Origin of the sequence: Paraburkholderia caledonica (assembly GCF_000383275.1) — a bacterium.
Lineage (GTDB): Bacteria > Pseudomonadota > Gammaproteobacteria > Burkholderiales > Burkholderiaceae > Paraburkholderia > Paraburkholderia caledonica.
Genome location: NZ_KB911046.1, coordinates 1 through 17,836 on the forward strand (window position 1 = coordinate 1; position 17,836 = coordinate 17,836).

Annotated in this window: 14 protein-coding genes and 1 pseudogene; 4 read left to right on the top strand and 11 right to left on the bottom strand. The window is 60.2% G+C overall.

Annotation, left to right across the window (positions count from 1 at the left end; genetic code table 11):
- The coding region (locus H281_RS0127900; protein ID WP_020070440.1) for an IS110 family RNA-guided transposase at positions 1 to 711 on the top strand (711 nt) is incomplete at its 5' end.
- Positions 712 to 1,160: 449 nt separating this feature from the next.
- Positions 1,161 to 2,231 (top strand): IS110 family RNA-guided transposase, encoded by a 1,071-nt coding sequence (locus H281_RS0127905; RefSeq protein ID WP_020070441.1) that lies wholly within the window; start codon positions 1,161 to 1,163, stop codon positions 2,229 to 2,231.
- A gap of 645 nt (positions 2,232 to 2,876) precedes the next feature.
- Here H281_RS0127905 and H281_RS0127910 read toward each other — a convergent pair.
- The 8 genes from H281_RS0127910 to H281_RS0127945 form a co-directional block, all read right to left on the bottom strand.
- A complete protein-coding gene (locus tag H281_RS0127910; RefSeq protein WP_020070442.1) occupies positions 2,877 to 3,497 on the bottom strand; it encodes an ANTAR domain-containing response regulator in 621 nt (206 codons plus the stop codon).
- Positions 3,494 to 4,669 (bottom strand): transporter substrate-binding domain-containing protein, encoded by a 1,176-nt coding sequence (locus H281_RS0127915; protein ID WP_020070443.1) that lies wholly within the window; start codon positions 4,667 to 4,669, stop codon positions 3,494 to 3,496. Before H281_RS0127915 ends, H281_RS0127910 begins: the two co-directional genes overlap by 4 nt.
- A gap of 33 nt (positions 4,670 to 4,702) precedes the next feature.
- Complete coding sequence (locus tag H281_RS0127920) at positions 4,703 to 6,001, bottom strand: amidase (RefSeq protein ID WP_020070444.1); 1,299 nt, start codon at positions 5,999 to 6,001, stop codon at positions 4,703 to 4,705.
- 25 nt (positions 6,002 to 6,026) lie between these two features.
- On the bottom strand, positions 6,027 to 6,734 hold the full coding sequence (locus H281_RS0127925; RefSeq protein ID WP_020070445.1) for a branched-chain amino acid ABC transporter ATP-binding protein: 708 nt from the start codon (positions 6,732 to 6,734) through the stop codon (positions 6,027 to 6,029).
- Complete coding sequence (locus H281_RS0127930; protein ID WP_027805011.1) at positions 6,731 to 8,593, bottom strand: ABC transporter permease subunit; 1,863 nt, start codon at positions 8,591 to 8,593, stop codon at positions 6,731 to 6,733. Before H281_RS0127930 ends, H281_RS0127925 begins: the two co-directional genes overlap by 4 nt.
- A complete protein-coding gene (locus H281_RS0127935; protein ID WP_020070447.1) occupies positions 8,586 to 9,419 on the bottom strand; it encodes a branched-chain amino acid ABC transporter permease in 834 nt (277 codons plus the stop codon). The genes H281_RS0127930 and H281_RS0127935 overlap by 8 nt, the downstream gene beginning before the upstream one ends.
- A gap of 73 nt (positions 9,420 to 9,492) precedes the next feature.
- A complete protein-coding gene (locus tag H281_RS0127940) occupies positions 9,493 to 10,656 on the bottom strand; it encodes a substrate-binding protein (protein WP_020070448.1) in 1,164 nt (387 codons plus the stop codon).
- 63 nt (positions 10,657 to 10,719) lie between these two features.
- On the bottom strand, positions 10,720 to 11,610 hold the full coding sequence (locus H281_RS0127945) for a nitrilase family protein (protein WP_027805012.1): 891 nt from the start codon (positions 11,608 to 11,610) through the stop codon (positions 10,720 to 10,722).
- Positions 11,611 to 11,880: 270 nt separating this feature from the next.
- Here H281_RS0127945 and H281_RS37665 point away from each other — a divergent pair.
- Positions 11,881 to 11,955: pseudogene (locus H281_RS37665) on the top strand (arsenical resistance protein ArsH); the annotation flags it as partial.
- 595 nt (positions 11,956 to 12,550) lie between these two features.
- Here H281_RS37665 and H281_RS0127955 read toward each other — a convergent pair.
- Entirely contained in the window at positions 12,551 to 13,495 is a 945-nt protein-coding gene (locus H281_RS0127955) for a LysR family transcriptional regulator (protein ID WP_020070450.1), read from the bottom strand.
- 152 nt (positions 13,496 to 13,647) lie between these two features.
- Here H281_RS0127955 and H281_RS0127965 point away from each other — a divergent pair, with 152 nt between their 5' ends.
- Entirely contained in the window at positions 13,648 to 14,712 is a 1,065-nt protein-coding gene (locus H281_RS0127965; RefSeq protein ID WP_027805013.1) for an Ldh family oxidoreductase, read from the top strand.
- 49 nt (positions 14,713 to 14,761) lie between these two features.
- Here the strand turns inward: H281_RS0127965 and H281_RS0127970 are convergent, their stop codons facing one another.
- Entirely contained in the window at positions 14,762 to 16,114 is a 1,353-nt protein-coding gene (locus tag H281_RS0127970) for an MFS transporter (RefSeq protein WP_020070453.1), read from the bottom strand.
- A gap of 812 nt (positions 16,115 to 16,926) precedes the next feature.
- The gene (locus tag H281_RS0127975; protein WP_027805014.1) at positions 16,927 to 17,739 is read right to left on the bottom strand and encodes an IclR family transcriptional regulator; all 813 of its coding nucleotides are present in this window, start codon (positions 17,737 to 17,739) and stop codon (positions 16,927 to 16,929) included.
- Positions 17,740 to 17,836 lie beyond the last annotated feature (97 nt).

The window sequence follows — 17,836 nt, forward strand, 5'->3', positions numbered from 1 at the left end:
CCGATCGCTGTGAAGACCGAAATGCAGCAAGCGATGCTGGCACTGCACCGGACGCGGGAGCAGCTAGTGAAGTTCCGCACGATGCAAATCAACAGTCTGAGGGGACTGCTCACCGAATATGGCGAAGTGATGGGTAAAGGCAGGGCTGCATTGGATAAGGCGATACCGGATGTGCTGGCCAGGGTTTCCGAGCGTCTTCCGGTCGCGCTGATCGATACGCTACGCGAGCAGTGGAATGGGCTCACGAAACTGGATGACCAAATTGCCGGGATCGAGCGGCGGATGCGCGAGTGGGTCAAGGAAGACCGGGCTGTGAAAGCCATCAGCGATATCCCCGGTGTAGGGATACTCACGGCGACGGCCGCGGTTTCCATGATGGGCGATGCAAAGGTCTTCCGGTCAGGGCGTGAATTCGCCGCGTGGGCCGGACTCGTGCCCAAACAGACTGGCTCGGGAGGCAAGGTGAACCTGCACGGTATTAGCAAAAGGGGCGACACGTATCTGCGCACGTTGCTGATCCACGGCGCGCGATCGGTGCTTACGCACGCGAAGGAACCGAGCCCTTGGGTCGAACAGATCAGCAAACGTCGGCCGGCGAACGTAGTTACCGTGGCGCTAGCCAACAAGATGGCGCGAACGATCTGGGCAGTATTGGCCCATGATCGACCGTACCAGAGCGGTTACCTGAGTGCGAAACCACCCCAACGGTGAGCATTCCCTAAGCAATCAGCTTTACACAGGGCGATACGCCAAAAGGTTGCGCAGGAAATCGTACGTGATGACAAGCCAGGTAGGACCGGGACTCGCCAAGCCTGAATGATAGGTCGAGCGTCAAGCTCGTCAGTTGAATGAGGTGCGAGTCAGCGGATTTCATAGGGGCCCGCAGCGGCAGTACCAGCTGCAACAAGGCCGGATATAGATCTGCAAGCCAGCCTGTCTGCCACAACACACGATAACTTGCTCAAACGGGACGCGTTCATATAGACCCATCATGACGACTCACTCCCGTCGTTTGATGCCTTCCAAGATACCTAACATTCCGCATCGCCGCCGACTTTTCAAATGTGAGGGACTTCCCCAACCTGAGGCGACGTTGAGGTCGCACGGCATCGAGTCCAGGATTGAGGTGTCAGCCATCAATCTGAACAGGAGCGGAAGTCATGGACCAGCTTACTACCGTCGGGATCGACCTGGCAAAGGATGTGTTCGCGATCTGCGTGCTCGATGCCACGGGTGCTGTGCTGCAGCGGCGCGTGCTGCGACGCGAGGCGTTCACGCGATGGGCCGAACAGCTGTCTCCGTGCCGCGTCGCGATGGAAGCCTGCGCATCGGCCCATCACTGGGGTCGCTGGTTTGCCGCGCGTGGTCATACCTCACGACTAATTCCCGCCGAGTTCGTCAAACCCTTCAGGTTGAGCGGCAAGAACGATGCGGCCGATGCAGAGGCGATCGCCGTTGCAGCCCGGCAGCCGACGATGCGCTTCGTGGCGATCAAGTCGGTCGAGCAGCAGGCGATCCTGGTCTGGCAAAGCGTGCGAGCAGGCTGGCATGAGGAGCGCACAGCACTGCTGAACCGCACTCGCGGTCTGCTCGCCGAATTCGGTGTGGTGATTGCGCGTTCTGCAGACCGGTTCCTCGACGCATTGCCCACGCTGATCGAAGACTCCAGGCTACCTGACCCGGTGCACGCCATGCTGCTGGAGGTGCGTGAACAACTGGCGGCGCTGAACCTGCGGCTTGCGCGCTGCGACCAGCAGATCGCCGCTCACGCCAGAAGCAGTGATGTCGCGAGACGCGCCAGCGAACTGCTCGGCATCGGTCCGGTGACCTCCAGCGCGCTGGCTGCGACCGTTCCGGATGCAAAGATCTTCCGCAACGGGCGGCAGTTCGGTGCTTGGCTAGGCCTGACGCCGCGCCAGCACAGCTCTGGCGGCAGGACGCGGCTGGGACACTTCAGCCTGAGAGGGAATGTCTATCTGCGCACGCTGCTCGTTCAGGGCGCCCGAAGTACGTTGCAGTCGGCACTGCGAGCGGATCCCACGCACGCGAGCCGCCTGCAACGATGGATCAGGCAGCTCCATGAACGCAAGGGCTATCACAAGACCCTGATTGCGATTGCAAACAAGCACGCCCGCATGTTGTGGGCGATGCTCGCCAAAGGCGAGCGTTACGATGCCGATGCATGGCAGCGCCACCCGCTGCATCCACGGTTACCGCCCGCTGCTGTATAACCGATTGACCTGCAATTCACTACTGCTCGACGCGATAGCAAGACGAGGTCGGACCGGACGGGAGAAGAACCCGACGATTCTGTTGGCGAGTCATTACCGCATAAGGCTCAACGTCCTATGCCAGTTCGCCGGTTTTCAAATAGGGTTCTCCTGTGCAGCTCATATCATGGCCCGCCCGATCCGCTTCGGGCAACAAGGCCGTTTGCAAAGACGCAGTCTGTTCCTGGTATTGCTTCGAACTGTAAGAGCAGAAGCCACCAACAGGAGAGATATATGAGTCCACCAGCGTCGCGCACGGATTGCCGACGCTGCGAATCTCTACGGGCGCCGAAAATCGAACCCGAGCTTGACTCTCCAAGGAAGTCCTTGCAAACAGAATCGGCCAGAAGCAGTCCTTCACCAAAGTCCGCTTTCAAGAGTGCTACTTTTACATTGTTGCAGCTGGAAGCTGCGGCCGACCGATACTTCGAGCAACGCGTTCATGACCAACGGAGTGGGTTGATTCTCCTATGGTCAGAGGCCGCTTATCCGGCCTGCGGCGCTCGCGACCACGAGATGAACGGGAGGATGACCACGATAAGCGGGTCATGCGGCAAACCGTTTTGTGGATCCGCTTCTAGCGGCGTCGTTGAGCGCGATGTCCATTCAAGGTTTCGATACTTTGCCTAGACCGAGCTTTTCCATCGCTTCATGGGCGTCGATCACCATGGTAGCGACCTCGCCTACAGTGACTCTGAGGCTTGTGGCTCGTGAGCGCATGTGTTCGTAAGCGTCGCCTTCGCTGAGATGGTGAGCGTCCATCAGTATGCGGACGGCCTTCTCGATATGGCGTCGAGCTTTGATCGCTTCCTCGAGCTTGCGAACCTTGCTATCCAAACGCTGCTGATATCCGGACGACGCGCGTGCGAGCACGAGGGTGCTGAGAATTCCGGTCGAGCGGTACGGCTTCGTAATCACGCCGTGCGCTTGCGTATCGAGCAGCATTTTCAGCGCGGTCGGATTTTCGTAGTCAGACAGTGCAATGAGTGTCGCCTCGGTGTCGGCCGCGCACCAGTTCCCCGCGTTGCGAAGCTCCGGTCCCACGAGGAAAAAAATCACGTCCGCATCCACCGGTAGCTGTGAGGGGAACGGCCAGACGATACGTATCTGGCAGCCAATCCGGTGCAGTTGCCTCTCAAGAATGTCACGGTCCTCGCCAGGTGGATGGATCACTGCGACACGCAGCGTGCGCAGATCGTCAAATAGCCGGCGCACGCTCGTGTTCATGCTGGTTCCCCATCGAGCCAAAATTCAGCGAAGCCATATGACGTCAGGTAAGGGTCCGGTTTGATGGGCCCCCGGCCTTCCCACACCACGTCAAAGGCGCCGTCAGTCCGGCAAACAGCAATGCGAGGCGTCAGGATCGCGTGGTTGTTCTCGGGATCGATTTTCAGCAGCCCCTCCGGCGAATCGAACTCGACCTCACGGACCGCGCTGACCAGTTTCCCGGTGTCGAGTGTCTTTGCACGTGCCAAAGCCAGCGCGAAGAGCTGTACCTGGTTATACGCCATCTCAGACCACATGCTCGCAGGCTGGTCGCCGAAGCGAGCCTGCCACGTCTTCACGAACCGTCGATTGCTTTCATTATCCAGCGTGTTGACGTAGCTCGCGGAGATGATGTGGCCTCCGCACAGGTCTGGGCCGATCATGCGCGTTTCTCCTTCGGTCATCGTCAAGCTGGCGATCGGGATGCGGGCAGGGTCGATGCCATGGTCACGGTACAGCTTGTAGAACGCACGCGCCCCGCGGCCGATCAGGGTGGAAAAGACCACGTCAGGTTCGACCGCCTTGATATCGCGTACCACGGCCTCGAGCGCTGACGGGTCTGGATCGCTCGGCAGGTAGATTTCGTCCACGATCTCACCGCCGTGCTGCTCGACCATGTCACGCATGATCCTGTTGGACTCGCGCGGATAGATGTAATCCGCGCCCACTAGGAAAAAACGCTTTCCGTGCTTCCGCAGCAGATAAGCGGCCAACTGCATGCTGTTCTGGTTCGGTACCGCGCCCGTGTAGATCACGTTCGGCGAATATTCAAACCCTTCGTAGATTGAGCAGTACCAAAGCAGGCCGTTGTTGCGCTCGATCACTGGAAGCACAGCCTTGCGGCTCGACGAGGTGGAACAGCCAAAAATGACCGTCACGTCGTCGTCCTGCAGCATCCGTGTCGCGAGCCGCCGATATTCGTCGGGCTCGCCCTTCGGATCGTACACGACGGGGTCCAGCAGCCGCCCATCAATGCCGCCAGCGGCGTTGATCTCCTCAATCGCCAGGGCGGTGCCGAAGAAGTGCTCTGATTCCGTCGCTGCGGTCACGCCCGCGCGTGAAAACAGGACGCCGATCCGCCATCCGGCGTCTCCTGGCGGCGGATTGTCCGACTGACGCATGATCGTCTCCATTCCGTATTCTCCGAATTGTCCCTTGTTCGCCTCCTACATCAAGCGAGGGCGTCCTGCCGACGCGGCGATTGCCTGCTCAACGAAAGCGGCAGCAGCCAGACTTCGAGCGTCCTCCCCGGGCCGCCCGATGACCTGCACCCCGATGGGGCCGCCGCGCGCGCCCCATAGCCCAGGGACGTTCACACACGGGCATCCCAGCAACGTCCAATTACGATTGAAGGCTGGATCGCCTGTTGAACCCAGCCCGTCGGGTGCTTCATCGCGGGCGCTCGGGGTCAGCAATACGTCGATTCCCTCGAAGAGCTCAGACAGTCGGACCTTAGCCTGCTCCATCAAAGCGCAGGCATTGACGTAAGTTGCGGTGTCGAGCGCGCTGGCTCGATCGAGAAATTCACTCAGCTTCGCCGACAGTTCGGCCCGGTGATGGTCGTACTCGTACCCTAACGTCTGGTAGGCCTCAAAGCTCTGGATCGTTTCGTGTGCGTCGATCATGTCGGTCATCCAGGTACTAAAGCGCACCGGGCGCACCCGGCCTCCCGCCCGCTCAATACTCCGAACGGCAGTGCCAAGTGCAGTGGTCGCATTCGCGGACGCACCGGTCCATGGGTAGCCGTCCGGTACACCAAACACCGGACTGGCAGGCGCGACGTCCACGGCCAACCTCCGCCCTGAAAGGACCTGAGCCAGGTAAGCCACGTCGCGCACGCCGGCGGCAAACAGGCCGATAGTGTCGAACGACCACGAGAAGCATTTCATCCCCACGGTCGGCAGCAGGCCGAGCGTCGGCTTGTAGCCGGCAATGCCGCAGAATGAAGCGGGTCTGATGGTCGACCCGCCGGTCTGCGATCCAATCGCGAAAGGCACCATACCGGCGGCTACCGCAGCGGCCGAGCCCGACGATGACCCTCCGGCCGTGCGTCCGATGTCGCATGGGTTTCGTGTCCCGGTTGGCGCCATATAGGCAAACTCACTCGTCACCGTCTTGCCGACGATGGTGCCGCCGTTGCGGCGCAACAACGTGACGATCGTGGCATCAGACCTCGGTTGATAACCTTCATAAATCGGCGAACCGAAGCTGGTGACGAGATCGCTGGTGTCGAAGATGTCTTTGACTGCGACGGGCAGACCAGCCAACGGCCCGCTGGCTGACGCACTCGCGGCGACCACCGCTTCGCGACGTGCAATTGCGGTCATCGCACGGACATGAGGGTCGACATCGTCGATTCGCCCGAGAGCTTCCTCTGAAATACAACCGCGCTCCCGCGCGTCGCCATCGATCCGCTTCAGTAAATCCAGCCCGGAGACAGGACGATAGAAAGAGGTTTGGTTCATAAGTTTCCAGTTCGGTGCAAGTGTTTCAGACCCGCAGGTGTTCAAAAATTGAACCCGCCGCTCCTGTATCCTTGGCGTTGCCATGATCGATGATTTCGCCCTGTTTCAGAACCGCAAAGCGGTCCGCTACCTTCAGCGCGAATGGCACGTTCTGCTCAATCAGCAGGATGGTCGTGCCGTGACGGCTGCGTTCCCAAAGCAACGCTTCGGCGAGCCGGTCGATCACCGACGGCTGCAAACCCTCCGTGATTTCATCAAGCAGGATGATCGACGGCCGCATCATGAGGGCACGGGCTACCAGCAGCATTTTTTGTTCGCCGCCGGATAACGTGCCGGCATACTGGCGAAGACGGGTCTTGAAGACCGGGAAAATCGGTTCAATCTCGGCGAAGCGTTCGTCGAACACGGATACCTTCGCGAGCCCAAGGCTTAGGTTGTCCCGGATACTCAAGTCCTGAAACAACGCATGTTCCTGCGGAGCGTAGGCGATCCCCGCCCGCGCGATATGGTGCGGCGGCAGGCGGGTAATGTCTTGCCCGTGCACATGGACCGCTCCCGTTTTCTTCGGCAGGTATCCCATGATGGTCTTGAGCAACGTGGTTTTGCCCATCCCGTTCTTGCCCAGCAACGCCACCGCCTCGCCGTTGGCGACGGTCAACGAAAGCTTGCGAAGTACAACCGACGCCTTGTATCCACTGGTAACTTCGTGCAGGTCCAACGCGGCTTGGCTCATGACCCCTCCCGATGTGTTGTCGTCCCGTCCGTCGCCTCTGTCTGAGCGGTTCCAGCGTAGATCGTCTTAACCAGCTCCGAGTTGACCACTTCGTCGAAGTTGCCCTGCATCACAATTTGGCCCTGGTGCAGCACCACGATGCGGGTGGCAATCTCTGCGACGAAATCGACATCGTGCTCCACCAACAGACAACAGAGTTGGTACTGGTGAGCCAGCGCGGCGAGCACCTCACCAATTTGGGTGCGCTCGGTCTTGGTCAATCCAGCAGTCGGCTCATCCAGCAACACGATGCGAGGCTCCAGCGCAAGCACCATCGCCAGTTCCAGCGCCTGTTGTTCCCCATGCGAGAGGTCCTTCGTCACCGCACTCAGTTTCTGATCGAGGCTGGTGGTGCGCACCACCTCCATGGCATACGGCGGCAACGCCAGTGTGTGTGAACGCTGGAACAGCGATGGCCGTTCAATGATGGTGCCAGCGATACGTAAGCACTCCGCCACAGTAAGGGTGTCAAAGACGTTCGCGTTCTGGAACTTGCGACCCAACCCGAAGCGCACACACCTGTCTGGCGGCAATTGCCGGATATCGTGGCCGCACAGGACGACCGTCCCTGCCGAACGTTCGGCACCGTCACTCATGCAGCGCATCAACGTCGTCTTGCCGGCACCGTTCGGACCTATCAAGCCAACCAGTTCGCCGGCGTTGGCGCTCAGGTCGATCCCTTGCAACACCTTCAGGCTGCCGAAGTGTTTGGCTACCCCCTGCATCTGCATCGCCGGCTCACCTCCGGTCGGTATGTCCGCGGCTCGAACGGCACGCTCAACCAGATCAGGCTCGAAGGCGGTGTTACCCCCGCGACGGAATGGCCTGACCAGCAACGGCACCAAGCCCTGCGGCAGCAGCACAATGACCGTTACAAACGCGGCGCCAAGAATCAACTGCCACGCGAACGGCATGCTGCTGCTCAGATAGGCGGTCGCGACGTTGATCAGGAGAGCACCAATCACTGGCCCCCACAACGTCCCCCGGCCACCGAGCGCGACCCAGATGATCAGTTCGGTGCCGAAGACGAAACCAGTCAGTTCCGGAGCGACAACGCCGCTGAACGAACCGTAGCCGAAGCCTGCGATGCCTGCGATTGCAGCGGTCGCGATGAGCACAATGATCTTGACGAGCGACGTGTTGATCCCCAGGTACGAACAGCGCGATTCGTTGTCGCGAATGGCCGCCAACACCCGCCCACCGTCGCTACGCACGAATAGCCACGCCACCGTTGCTATTACCAGCAAGGCCGCCCCGGCGATCCAGTACCACGCCTGGAGAGACAGATCAAAGGTCTCATAGCCGGTCAGGCCGGAGCTCGAGCCGGTCCATTCTCCGCCGGAGAGAAGCAGCTGACTGAGCACGATCGGTAACACGAGCGACATCACGGTCGCAAAGAACGGTGAGGCACCGCGGTAGAAGGACAACCAGCCAAGCAACGCTGCGACTGCGGCGGCAACCACGATCGCAGCGCCCAGCGCCAGCACCACGTAGCCAGGCGAGAAACCTCCGTGCGTGAAAACCAGGCCCGCCGCGTAGGCCCCAATGCCAAAGAAGGCGGATTGGCCGAATGTCAGGTAGCCGGTATACCCCCAGAGGATATCTACCGTCAGCGCGACGATCGCGAAGAAGAATGCCTTGATGAGGATGTTCAGCAGGTAGGTGTCGAACAGCCACGGCCCGACGGCCAACAGCACAAGAGCGATCCCACCCACCATCAGCAACCCGCGCCCCTGCACCTTTCGCCGCCTGGCCGCTTGCTCCGAGGGGCGAGAAGAATCGACGCCGGTGCGACTCGGCGATGCATTGACCTTAGCCATGAGAGAACCCCTTCGGACGAATGCGCAGGGTGAGCGCGGCGAGCACGGCAATCGTCAGACCGCCCAGCACGGGGCTGACGAACGTGCTGACGAGAACCTGGCAAGCTCCGAACACCAAGCACGTTACCAACAGGCTGAGCATCGAGTAGCCAGAAACCATTACCAGCATGAAGGCGCTCACCAGCCACGGCAGCCCCATATTGGGATCGACGCTCGACAACGGCGTGATTAGCGTGCCGGCAAGCGAACCCAGGCCCGCACCCAGACTGAATGTGATGAAGCGGATGCGGCCCGAATGGATACCCAGCCCTCTCGCCAGGTCCTCATTCATGATCACCGCGCGCGTCTTGACGCCAAAGCGCGTCCCCGTGAGAAGCGCCGTCATACAGGTGCAGATGACCAGCGCAACGGGTATCAACAAAAGGCGATACGCCGAATAATCGGTGCCCGCGATTGAGAAAGCCCCTTTCAGAGGTGTTTCCACGAACTGGACCTCGCGACCAAAAATCATCACGATGAGCTGCCCGATGACAATTCCCAAACCCCACGTGGCAAGGATCGCGTCGAGAGGGCGCTTGTAAAGCGGGCGGACAATAAACTGCTCGACAACCATGCCGACTGCCACGCCGACCACCAGCGCCAGCGGCAGGCTGATCCATGGATTAAGCTTCAGTTGGGTGACCACGAAGCTGGCGTAGGCACCCGTCGTCAGCAGTGCTCCGTGGGCGAAATTGACGATCTTCATAACGCCGAAAATCATCATTAACCCGGCAGTGACAATAAACAGCACCGCCGCGGTCGTGAAAATATCTAGTGCGAGAACCATTGTCTTCTCCAGTCGCATCCGCCAACGCACTATTAGAAGTCCGGTGCAGGCGGATGCTAGCGTCAACCTGCTCCTACTTGATGTTCGGGCACTGCGCTCCTGGATCGACGTTGGGGAAGGTCTCCAGGATCTTCACTGAGCCGTCCGTCTGAATCTGGCCAAGGCGCATCGCGAGAGGCGTGTGCCGGCTCTTGTCCATCACCACTGGGCCGCGCGGACCATCGAACGACACCTGTCCAAGTGCAGCAATCACTTTCGCCGGATCGGTCGAGCCGGCCTTCTCTACCGCCGCTTTGTACAGGTAGAAGGCTTCGTACTGCGGCTCGGAAAGCTCGTTCGGGGTTTTCAGGTTTTTGCCGAAACGCTTTTCCATTGCTGCCAGAAATTTCTTGTTTTCCGGAGTGTCGATGCTCGCCAGATAGGAGCCGGACATGTAGATACCGGTGGCGACGTCACCCATGCTTTTCGCGGTGCCTTCATCGATGGCCAGGTTGCCATAGGGCAGTGTCAGCCCCGAGCCCTTCAGCTGCTTGGCCAGTGCGACGTTGGGTGCGCCGCCAGCCGTTGCGCTGATCAGCGCATCAGGATGAGCCGAGCGAATCTTGGAAAGAATCGGCGTCCAGTCGGTGCTGTCGATCGGCAGGTATTCTTCGCCGACCACCTTCCCACCATGCTGCTCGATGTATTTTTTCGTGAAGTCAAGCATACCTCGGCCGAAGGCGTAATCGCTGCCGACCAGGTAGAAGGTCTTGGCACCCTTGCTTTTCTCGAAATAGTTAACCACCGGTGCAACCTGCTGCTCCGGCACCCAACCGTTGACGTACATCCACGGGCTGCACGACCGACCTTCATAGAACGACGTATAGATAAACGGCTTCTTGCCTCGGGCCACGATGGGGAGAGCGGCATTGCGTGCTGCACTGGTTTCCATGGAAATGATGGCGTCGACGTTCTTCTGGAAGACCAGCGTGTCGTAAGCCTTCTGTGCACCGACCGCGCCTGACGCATCGTCTGCGATTTCGAGTTCGACCTTGCGGCCCAGAATGCCGCCGGAGGCGTTAATCTCGTCAACCGCAAGTTGCGAGGACTGGACCACGGCTGGGGCAACCACGCTGTTGGCGCCGGACAAGCCGACGGCTACACCGATCTTGATCGGGTCGGCGGCGTATGCCGTGGCGCTAAAGCCGATTGACGCGACGATGCCGCAGACGAACAGGCTTTTCTTGTACGGGTTCATTTTGTCTCCTTCACTGATGTTTGGATTGCGCTTCGTTGGAACATGGGAACTCTGATGGCGCCGTCACGAGGGTGATGGTGGCCAGCCAGTGCCCAGCATTGGGTCGTACACGTCCGTACGCCGGTCGCGCAGGACGTGGTTGAATGGGTTAAGGTTGCGTCCGGCCCGCGTGCGATTCAGGTCGATTTCGGCGTAGAGAATTTCTTCGTGATCGGAACTGACGGGCCCGGCCAACGGCCATCCGTCGCCGCCTACGATCAGGCTTTGGCCCACAAACAGCTGACCCCGCTCCGTCCCGATTCGATTGGCGCAGGCGACCATCAAGCCATTGCTGTGCGCGGCCGCCATGGTAAGGGTCGTGGCCATTGCGGGCTGATCGGCAGGCTGGCCTTGCATGGGCACCCAGTTAGTCGGCACGCAAACAAGGTCTGCCCCTTGTGTGGCCGCCAGGCGATATACCTCGGGAAACCACCCGTCATAGCAGATGGCAATTGCGATACGCCCAAGCGGTGTATGAAAGACGGGAACGCCTTTGTTGCCGGGCTCAAAAAACAGGTTCTCGTTGTTCCACAGATGGAGCTTGCGATACGTTCCGACGATTCCCGACGGCCCGACAAGAAGGGCGGAGTTGTAGAGCCGCACTCGGTCTCGCTCGGCGATTCCCGCGACAACATGAACGCCCAAGCGCTGCGCTGCGTCAGCCCAGGCCAAGGCGGTCTCCCCACTGGGAACGTCTTCAGCCAGCGTGAACGCTTCATCGCGATCCGAGAACACGTACCCGGTGTTAGCCAGCTCAGGCAACACCACGAGGGAAGCCCCATGCTCCGCGGCTTCCTCGATAAGCTTGATCGAGCGCGCGACGTTTGCCTGCTTCTCCCCGACGTGAGGCTCCATCTGAACACATGCGACAACGGGACTAGCAAGGCCTCGTTCGGCATGGTTGCGTTGCAACATCTCCATTTCGTCTCCAAAAACGAAAAAGCCCCCGAACCAGCGATGAACGCAAGTTCGGGGGCTACATAGCCTTCCATATGTGTAGTGGCATCGTTGCCACCTGATCGCCGTGTTACAGCGACCAATGCCCGCAATTTAGGAGCGCTTCGCCACCCTGTCAATCGGATTGTGCGTCTCGCAGGGAAAGTACCTATCGAACTCGAGTTGTGTGGTCCTCGGCGGGAAAGGAACCATCGACCGCTGCCCGATTAGCGCCGTCCGCCCCGATACAGGGGCGGCACGCTTGCGGTGATGCACGTATGCGGCGGATCGCAATCATTCAACGCCGCGAACGCTCTGCGCGTTCCGATGGACGCGTAAACGCAGAGATACTTTGCGCGGTAACACTCGAAGATTCATTCGGGAATGCGGCTACGCCACTCGCTCAACTTCTACGTCAAACGACTGCTTTCCGCCGTCGAACTCAACGCCTCGAACTTCAGCTTTGCTTCGCGAGTACGCATTGCCGACTGGCCGCTTCGGGGCCGCGGAATTCCATTGACCGCTTCCGAGCGATGAGTTTGGGGAGCGGACTGACGCAGCCCGACCAGACCCGTTTAAGCCGTTCGTGCCGGCCGCGTTTAATGGCAGCCGTCGATTGCACAACGGTCGTTGAACCGATTGATGAACGAGCCCGCCTTGTACATGACGAGGATGGGCTTCCAGCCCGTGCGTCCTCGAAATGCCCGAAGGTTTAGTGCCTATCGGTACGCCGAAAATCGATGCAGCGGTCCCTGTCGCCGACCTCGCGAGCGTCAAAGCCAGACTGCGTTCGGTACCCGGCAGCCAGATGCCGAGACCGCAATCGCCAACTTCGGCAGAGAGCACATGGAGAGCATGCCGACGCTGCCCTGCTTGCGGAACCGGGAATCATGCTCTCACAACGGTCACGTTGACTAACCTAGTATTGCGCGGCGATTACCTGGAGGATGGCAACGAATTCGTTCATCGCCTGCGAAGCAGCGTCGTTTTTCCGTGTAATGACACTGTAGTTCGACAATGTCCGCCGTATCGGCACGTCCAGATAGCCTAGAAGGCCATGCGTGACGTACTTGTCCATCGCTGCTCTCGGTTGAAGGGATATCATATCGGTTGCCTGCAGCAACTCTAACGTCGTAAAAATCGATGGTGTTTCCACGATGCCCATCGGCGCAACCATGCCAGCCGCCGCGAACGTTTCTTCGAACAGCTGCCGCATGGCGGTGCCTTGCGGATACAAGATCCACGGCCACTCGCCCAGGTCGGCGATCTCTATGCGTCGTTGCTTCAGCAACGGATGATGCTTCCCGACGACCGCACGTGCCGGCTCCGCCAATAAATCGACCACATCGAAAAGCGCCTCGTGTCGTGGCTCGGTGGGGCGCCCAATCATCACATCGAGCTGCCTTGCCTCAAGCCACGTCGCGAGCTGATCACTGCTTTGCTCGACCAGTTTGATGATGAGCCTTGGGCGCCGGCGCTGGATCTCCTTGATAGCCGCGGTGACGAGTTGCGCGGCGGAAGCCGGAATGAAGCCGACCGTGAGATGACCATAGCCGCCATCTTTTAATGTCGCGAACTCGCTCGAAAACTTGCCCAGATTGGACAGTGTCGTGCTGGCGTAGCGCAGCGACAGCGTACCGAGATCCGTCGGCCGCATTTCGCGCGGCAGCCGTTCAAACAGCGGCGCGCCTAACATCGCCTCCAGGTCGCTCAGGATCTTCGTGGCGGCCGGCTGAGTGATGTGCATCTGCTCAGCCGCCATACGAAGGTTGCGGGTACGACCGAGCAGTTCAAGCAACTGGAGATGCCTGAAACGCAGCTTGGTCAGCACTTGCGCGATGGCGAGACTGGAATCTTGCGACATAGGGTAAACACGGGCCGATTTATAACCAGATGGAATTGATTTTACTCAATTCGCAATTGGACGGTTATCGCAAGCTCGAACGACAATTCAAAGCGCGCCGGGCATTGCCGGTCCGACTGTCTTCGAACAATCTTCCTCAGTGACGCCCACCAATGAATACACAAATCCGATACTCCGCCGATGACCTGCAAGCCTTCGCACGGCGTCTACTGGTCAGGGTTGGAATGGAGGACGTCAAAGCGCTCGCGGTCGCTCGCACGCTCGTCGACGGCGACCTGATGGGACACGACACGCACGGCCTCGCGTTGCTGCCCGCCTATATCGGTGAGATCGAAAACGGCGCGATGACCTGCTCCGGCGAGCCGGAGGTCGTATCAGACCGGGGTGGCAGCGTGTTGTGGGATGGTCGGCGTCTTCCTGGCCCGTGGCTGGTTCTCAGCGGGATCGAAACACTGGCACCGCGCGCGAAGAAATACGGCACGGCGACATTGGTGATTCGGCGCAGCCACCACATCGCCTGCCTTGCCAGTTATCTCGAAAGAGCTACTGCGGACGGATTCATGATCTTGCTCAGCAGTTCCGACCCGGCGGGGCAAAGCGTGGCTCCTCACGGCGGCACGCGGTCCGTATTCACACCGAATCCGATCGCGGCGGGCATTCCGACCTCGGGCTCACCGTTTTTGATCGATATCTCTTCATCGATGGTGACGCAGGGGATGACCGCGCGCCGACACAAAGCGGGACAACACTTCGAGGAAGCATGCTTCCTCGATGCGGATGGGCAGCCCAGCGGCGATCCCAGTGTGCTCTGCACGGATCCCCCGGGATCCATCCTGCCGATCGGGGGCATGACGGGGGGACATAAAGGCTTCGGGCTGGCGTTGCTGATCGAGGCGTTGACGGGGGGGCTGGCAGGCCACGGCCGGGCCGATCCCGCCGATGGATGGGGCGGTACAGTGTTTCTTTCGCTCTACGATACGGCGGCTTTTGGCGGTCTCGCGGCGTTCGTGCGGCAGATGGACTGGCTCGGCGATGCATGCCGCAATAATCCGCCGCGTCCAGGAACCGCGGGCGTGCGCATGCCGGGTGATCGCGGACTGAACCTCAAGCGCGAGCAACTGCGCGATGGAGTCGCTCTGCACTCGACAATCGCGCCGGCACTTGAAGCCTGCGCGCGGCGTTATGACATCCCGCTGCCGTCCGCACTACCCGGCTGACAGCAGGAGCGAGAGCCCAGACTCTCGCCGAGGCAGCATTGTTTTGCTGTTACACGTCGCGAGTGAGTGCGACCGGCGGAATCGGGCCGCGCACGAGCAACCAGTAGCCGATCACCGCGACGGCGGCAACGGCCGCTCCGACGAACAGCGCGGGCTGGAACGAGTGGGTCTGCTGCACGATGAAGCCCGTGACCACCGGTGCCAGCGCGCCGCCGAAGTAGCCGCCGAAATTCTGCATGGCGCCGATGGAAGCGGTGCAATTGGCGGGCGCGGCAACGGACGCGGTCGCCCAGGCCGCACTGCTCGAAACATACAGCAGCAACATCGAGATCGAAATGAAGACGACCGCCAGCGTCACATTGTGCGTGAGGCCGGTCAGTACCGTGAACACGGCAACCCCGAAAAGCGAAGCCGCCATCGGATACTTCCGGCTGTTGATCGCCGACACGCCTCGCCGTGCGAGCACGTCGCAAATCTTTCCGCCCGAGAGACTGCCCACCACGCCAAAGAGATAGGGAACCGCGGCCACCCATCCCGACTTCGCAATAGTCAGGTGAAGTTCCATTTGCAGGTAAGATGGCAACCACGCGTTGTAAAGCCACAGGACGTAGATCGTGCCGAAGAATCCGAGCAGCATGCCCCACGTGGTACTGAACTCGAACAGACGGCGCCACTCGCGCCATGTCGGACGGCTCTGCGCCTCCCCATCGACGTCCGACAGATACGCGCGCTCGCGTTGCGTCAACTCGACCTGATGCGGATCGCGATGCAGGATAAAAAAGCCGAGCGCCACGAGGAGGCCGGCGATTCCCATGACGCCGAACATCCATCGCCATCCCACAGTCAACATTAAGACCGTCAGCAAAGGCGCTGATATTGCAGTACCAAGCGTTGACGAACTGTTCCAGATGCCGGTCGCGGCGCCGCGCTCTTTTTTGCCGAACCAATCGCGAACGACTTTGGCGGCCGTCGGAAACTGCGGCGCCTCGCCTATTCCCAGCACCATGCGAGCAGCGAAGAACTGGCCGAAGCTGCTCACCACACCGCCGAACGCTTGGGCCACCGACCACGTCGCCAGGCTGATGGACAGCATGACGCGCGCGCCGAAGCGATCGACCAACGCGCCCGCGGGCAGTTGCGCGAATGCGTAAGCCCATAGAAACGCCGACAGCAACAGGCCCATTTCCGCGACGGAGAGTCCAAGATCCTGCCGGATGAGCGGATTCGCGATAGACAACGTCGCGCGGTCGATGTAATTGATGACCCCGCTCAGGAGAAGCAGAGCAAGCGCGGTCCGCTGAATTCGCCGCACCCGTGGGGAAGCCTGGTCGCTGGGAGCGATGTTCTGAGCGTTACTGCTGCCCGACTCCGGCGCACGCGGCGCCGTAGAGGATTGCTCCATGGGTAAGTCTCCTAAATATTTTGTTCTATCGGCGAGGGCCAGTTTCCGATGCAAACGTGCGCATTACAGCATTGGATTGAGCGACGATATGCCCGCGTCCGTTGGAAATCCAATCAATATTCCTCGCAAAGCAATTCCATTTGTTTATGGCGAGGTAGGGGCAAACCCGAGCGAAACCATCGACGGACGGATGAGATCGAAACCAGAATCCAGGCTCTCCATGAACGCCATAAGTAACTGCACGGCTGTCAGTGCTTTAAGGCGACGATTCGGCTGGTATGGCAAGCGATCGACAAGTAAACGGCGAGATCACAGCAAAAAAAACGAAGCTATCGATTAGCGCTAACGGCGTCGCTGACTTCCCCTTCGAGAGGAGAAAGGCGAGATGTGTCGACCGCCTTCTTCCGGTGCGGCGGCCCCTCTTTGGCGAGCAGCGGCCCAACGACCGGTCTCGAACGTGCCGCAGTCGCATAGATGGCGGTACTGCAGCCGCGGCGTATGACGCCTATTGGCCGATGGGGTGAGGTCGCCAACGGCCGCTTATTGGCGCCCCAGCTCGCAAACGCGAATTCGGCGGAGCGACCGGTTTGGAGCAGGTTATCTGGCCGAAGTGGGTCGGGCTGCGTCAGTCGGCTCGCCAGACTCATCGCTCGGAAGGGTCACTGGGATTCAGCGGCCCGCAAGCGGCCAGTCGGCAGTGCGTACTCACGGCCCGTTCATGCCTTTCACGAATGCCCGGTGGCCGTCTCAAGTCGGTCTTGAAGCGGCCCTTCGAAAGTTGGACGGACGATCATGGCGCATATGGCCGTGGATTACGCCGAACGCCTGGTTGGCGACACGGTGTGCGACAGCGAAGCTGTTGCAGTTCCACGGCTTTCAATGGCCGCCCGCGTGCGTTGTGAAGTTCGCGCCGCGGCCTCCCGCAGCGATTCAACGAGACGCTCGAGATTAGCGAACTCGAGTCGTTGAGTCGGGATGATCAACGCAAGCGATCCGACCGCTTCACTGGAGTCGTCGGTGAATAGCGGCGACGCGAGTGCCGAAACCCCGTGTTCCAGTTCGTCTCTTGAGAGATAAAAACCCGCCCGTCGGATTTTGAGCAGCGAAGCCCGAAACTCTTCAAGCGTCGTCCCGAGGCCGCTCTGTGCAATGTCCTCGGGATATTGTTCGAACAGGATCGCGAGCTTGGCCTTCGGGAAGGTCGAAAGTATCGCCTTCGGAGCGGCGCCGAGAAACAGAGGTCTTGGTCGGCCGCGGCCGTATCGAAGATCAAGCGCCGCGTCGTACGTCTCCCGATGCGTGTCAACAAGCTCGTTTCCGTACCAGCGCGACATCACCACATCGAAGCCGGAATGCTCGCTTAACTCGTGCATGATCGGCTGGCCGATTGCCAGCAGCGGATCCGAAGCACGCAGGCGGTAATCCAGCCTGATTATGCGAGGACCGAGCCCATACTCTCCGCCCGTGAACCGGACGAGCAAACCCGCATCCACGAGTTCACGCACGTAGCGATAAGCCGTTGGCGCCGAACACACCAGTTCAGCAGCGACGTCTTCGGCGGACAAGACTGGCTTGGCCTCCGAAAACAGTTCGAGTATGGATAAAAGCCGGGTGATGCTCGACATCTGCGCGCTGAGCTCCTTCATGTGAGCGGATTATGCCACTCGCGCGCTTTCCCGCCGGGCTTCCCGGCTCACGGCAAACGCTCGGGCGCGCCCGACA

Excerpts from the sequence above, each read along its gene's own strand:
- H281_RS0127955 (WP_020070450.1), bottom strand. The coding sequence starts at position 13,495 with ATGTCGCAAGATTCCAGTCTCGCCATCGCGCAAGTGCTGACCAAGCTG.
- H281_RS0127945 (WP_027805012.1), bottom strand. The coding sequence starts at position 11,610 with ATGTTGCAACGCAACCATGCCGAACGAGGCCTTGCTAGTCCCGTTGTC.
- H281_RS0127975 (WP_027805014.1), bottom strand. The coding sequence starts at position 17,739 with ATGTCGAGCATCACCCGGCTTTTATCCATACTCGAACTGTTTTCGGAG.
- H281_RS0127965 (WP_027805013.1), top strand. The coding sequence starts at position 13,648 with ATGAATACACAAATCCGATACTCCGCCGATGACCTGCAAGCCTTCGCA.
- H281_RS0127905 (WP_020070441.1), top strand. The coding sequence starts at position 1,161 with ATGGACCAGCTTACTACCGTCGGGATCGACCTGGCAAAGGATGTGTTC.
- H281_RS0127920 (WP_020070444.1), bottom strand. The coding sequence starts at position 6,001 with ATGAACCAAACCTCTTTCTATCGTCCTGTCTCCGGGCTGGATTTACTG.
- H281_RS0127930 (WP_027805011.1), bottom strand. The coding sequence starts at position 8,593 with ATGGCTAAGGTCAATGCATCGCCGAGTCGCACCGGCGTCGATTCTTCT.
- H281_RS0127910 (WP_020070442.1), bottom strand. The coding sequence starts at position 3,497 with ATGAACACGAGCGTGCGCCGGCTATTTGACGATCTGCGCACGCTGCGT.
- H281_RS0127940 (WP_020070448.1), bottom strand. The coding sequence starts at position 10,656 with ATGAACCCGTACAAGAAAAGCCTGTTCGTCTGCGGCATCGTCGCGTCA.
- H281_RS0127915 (WP_020070443.1), bottom strand. The coding sequence starts at position 4,669 with ATGGAGACGATCATGCGTCAGTCGGACAATCCGCCGCCAGGAGACGCC.
- H281_RS0127935 (WP_020070447.1), bottom strand. The coding sequence starts at position 9,419 with ATGGTTCTCGCACTAGATATTTTCACGACCGCGGCGGTGCTGTTTATT.
- H281_RS0127925 (WP_020070445.1), bottom strand. The coding sequence starts at position 6,734 with ATGAGCCAAGCCGCGTTGGACCTGCACGAAGTTACCAGTGGATACAAG.
- H281_RS0127970 (WP_020070453.1), bottom strand. The coding sequence starts at position 16,114 with ATGGAGCAATCCTCTACGGCGCCGCGTGCGCCGGAGTCGGGCAGCAGT.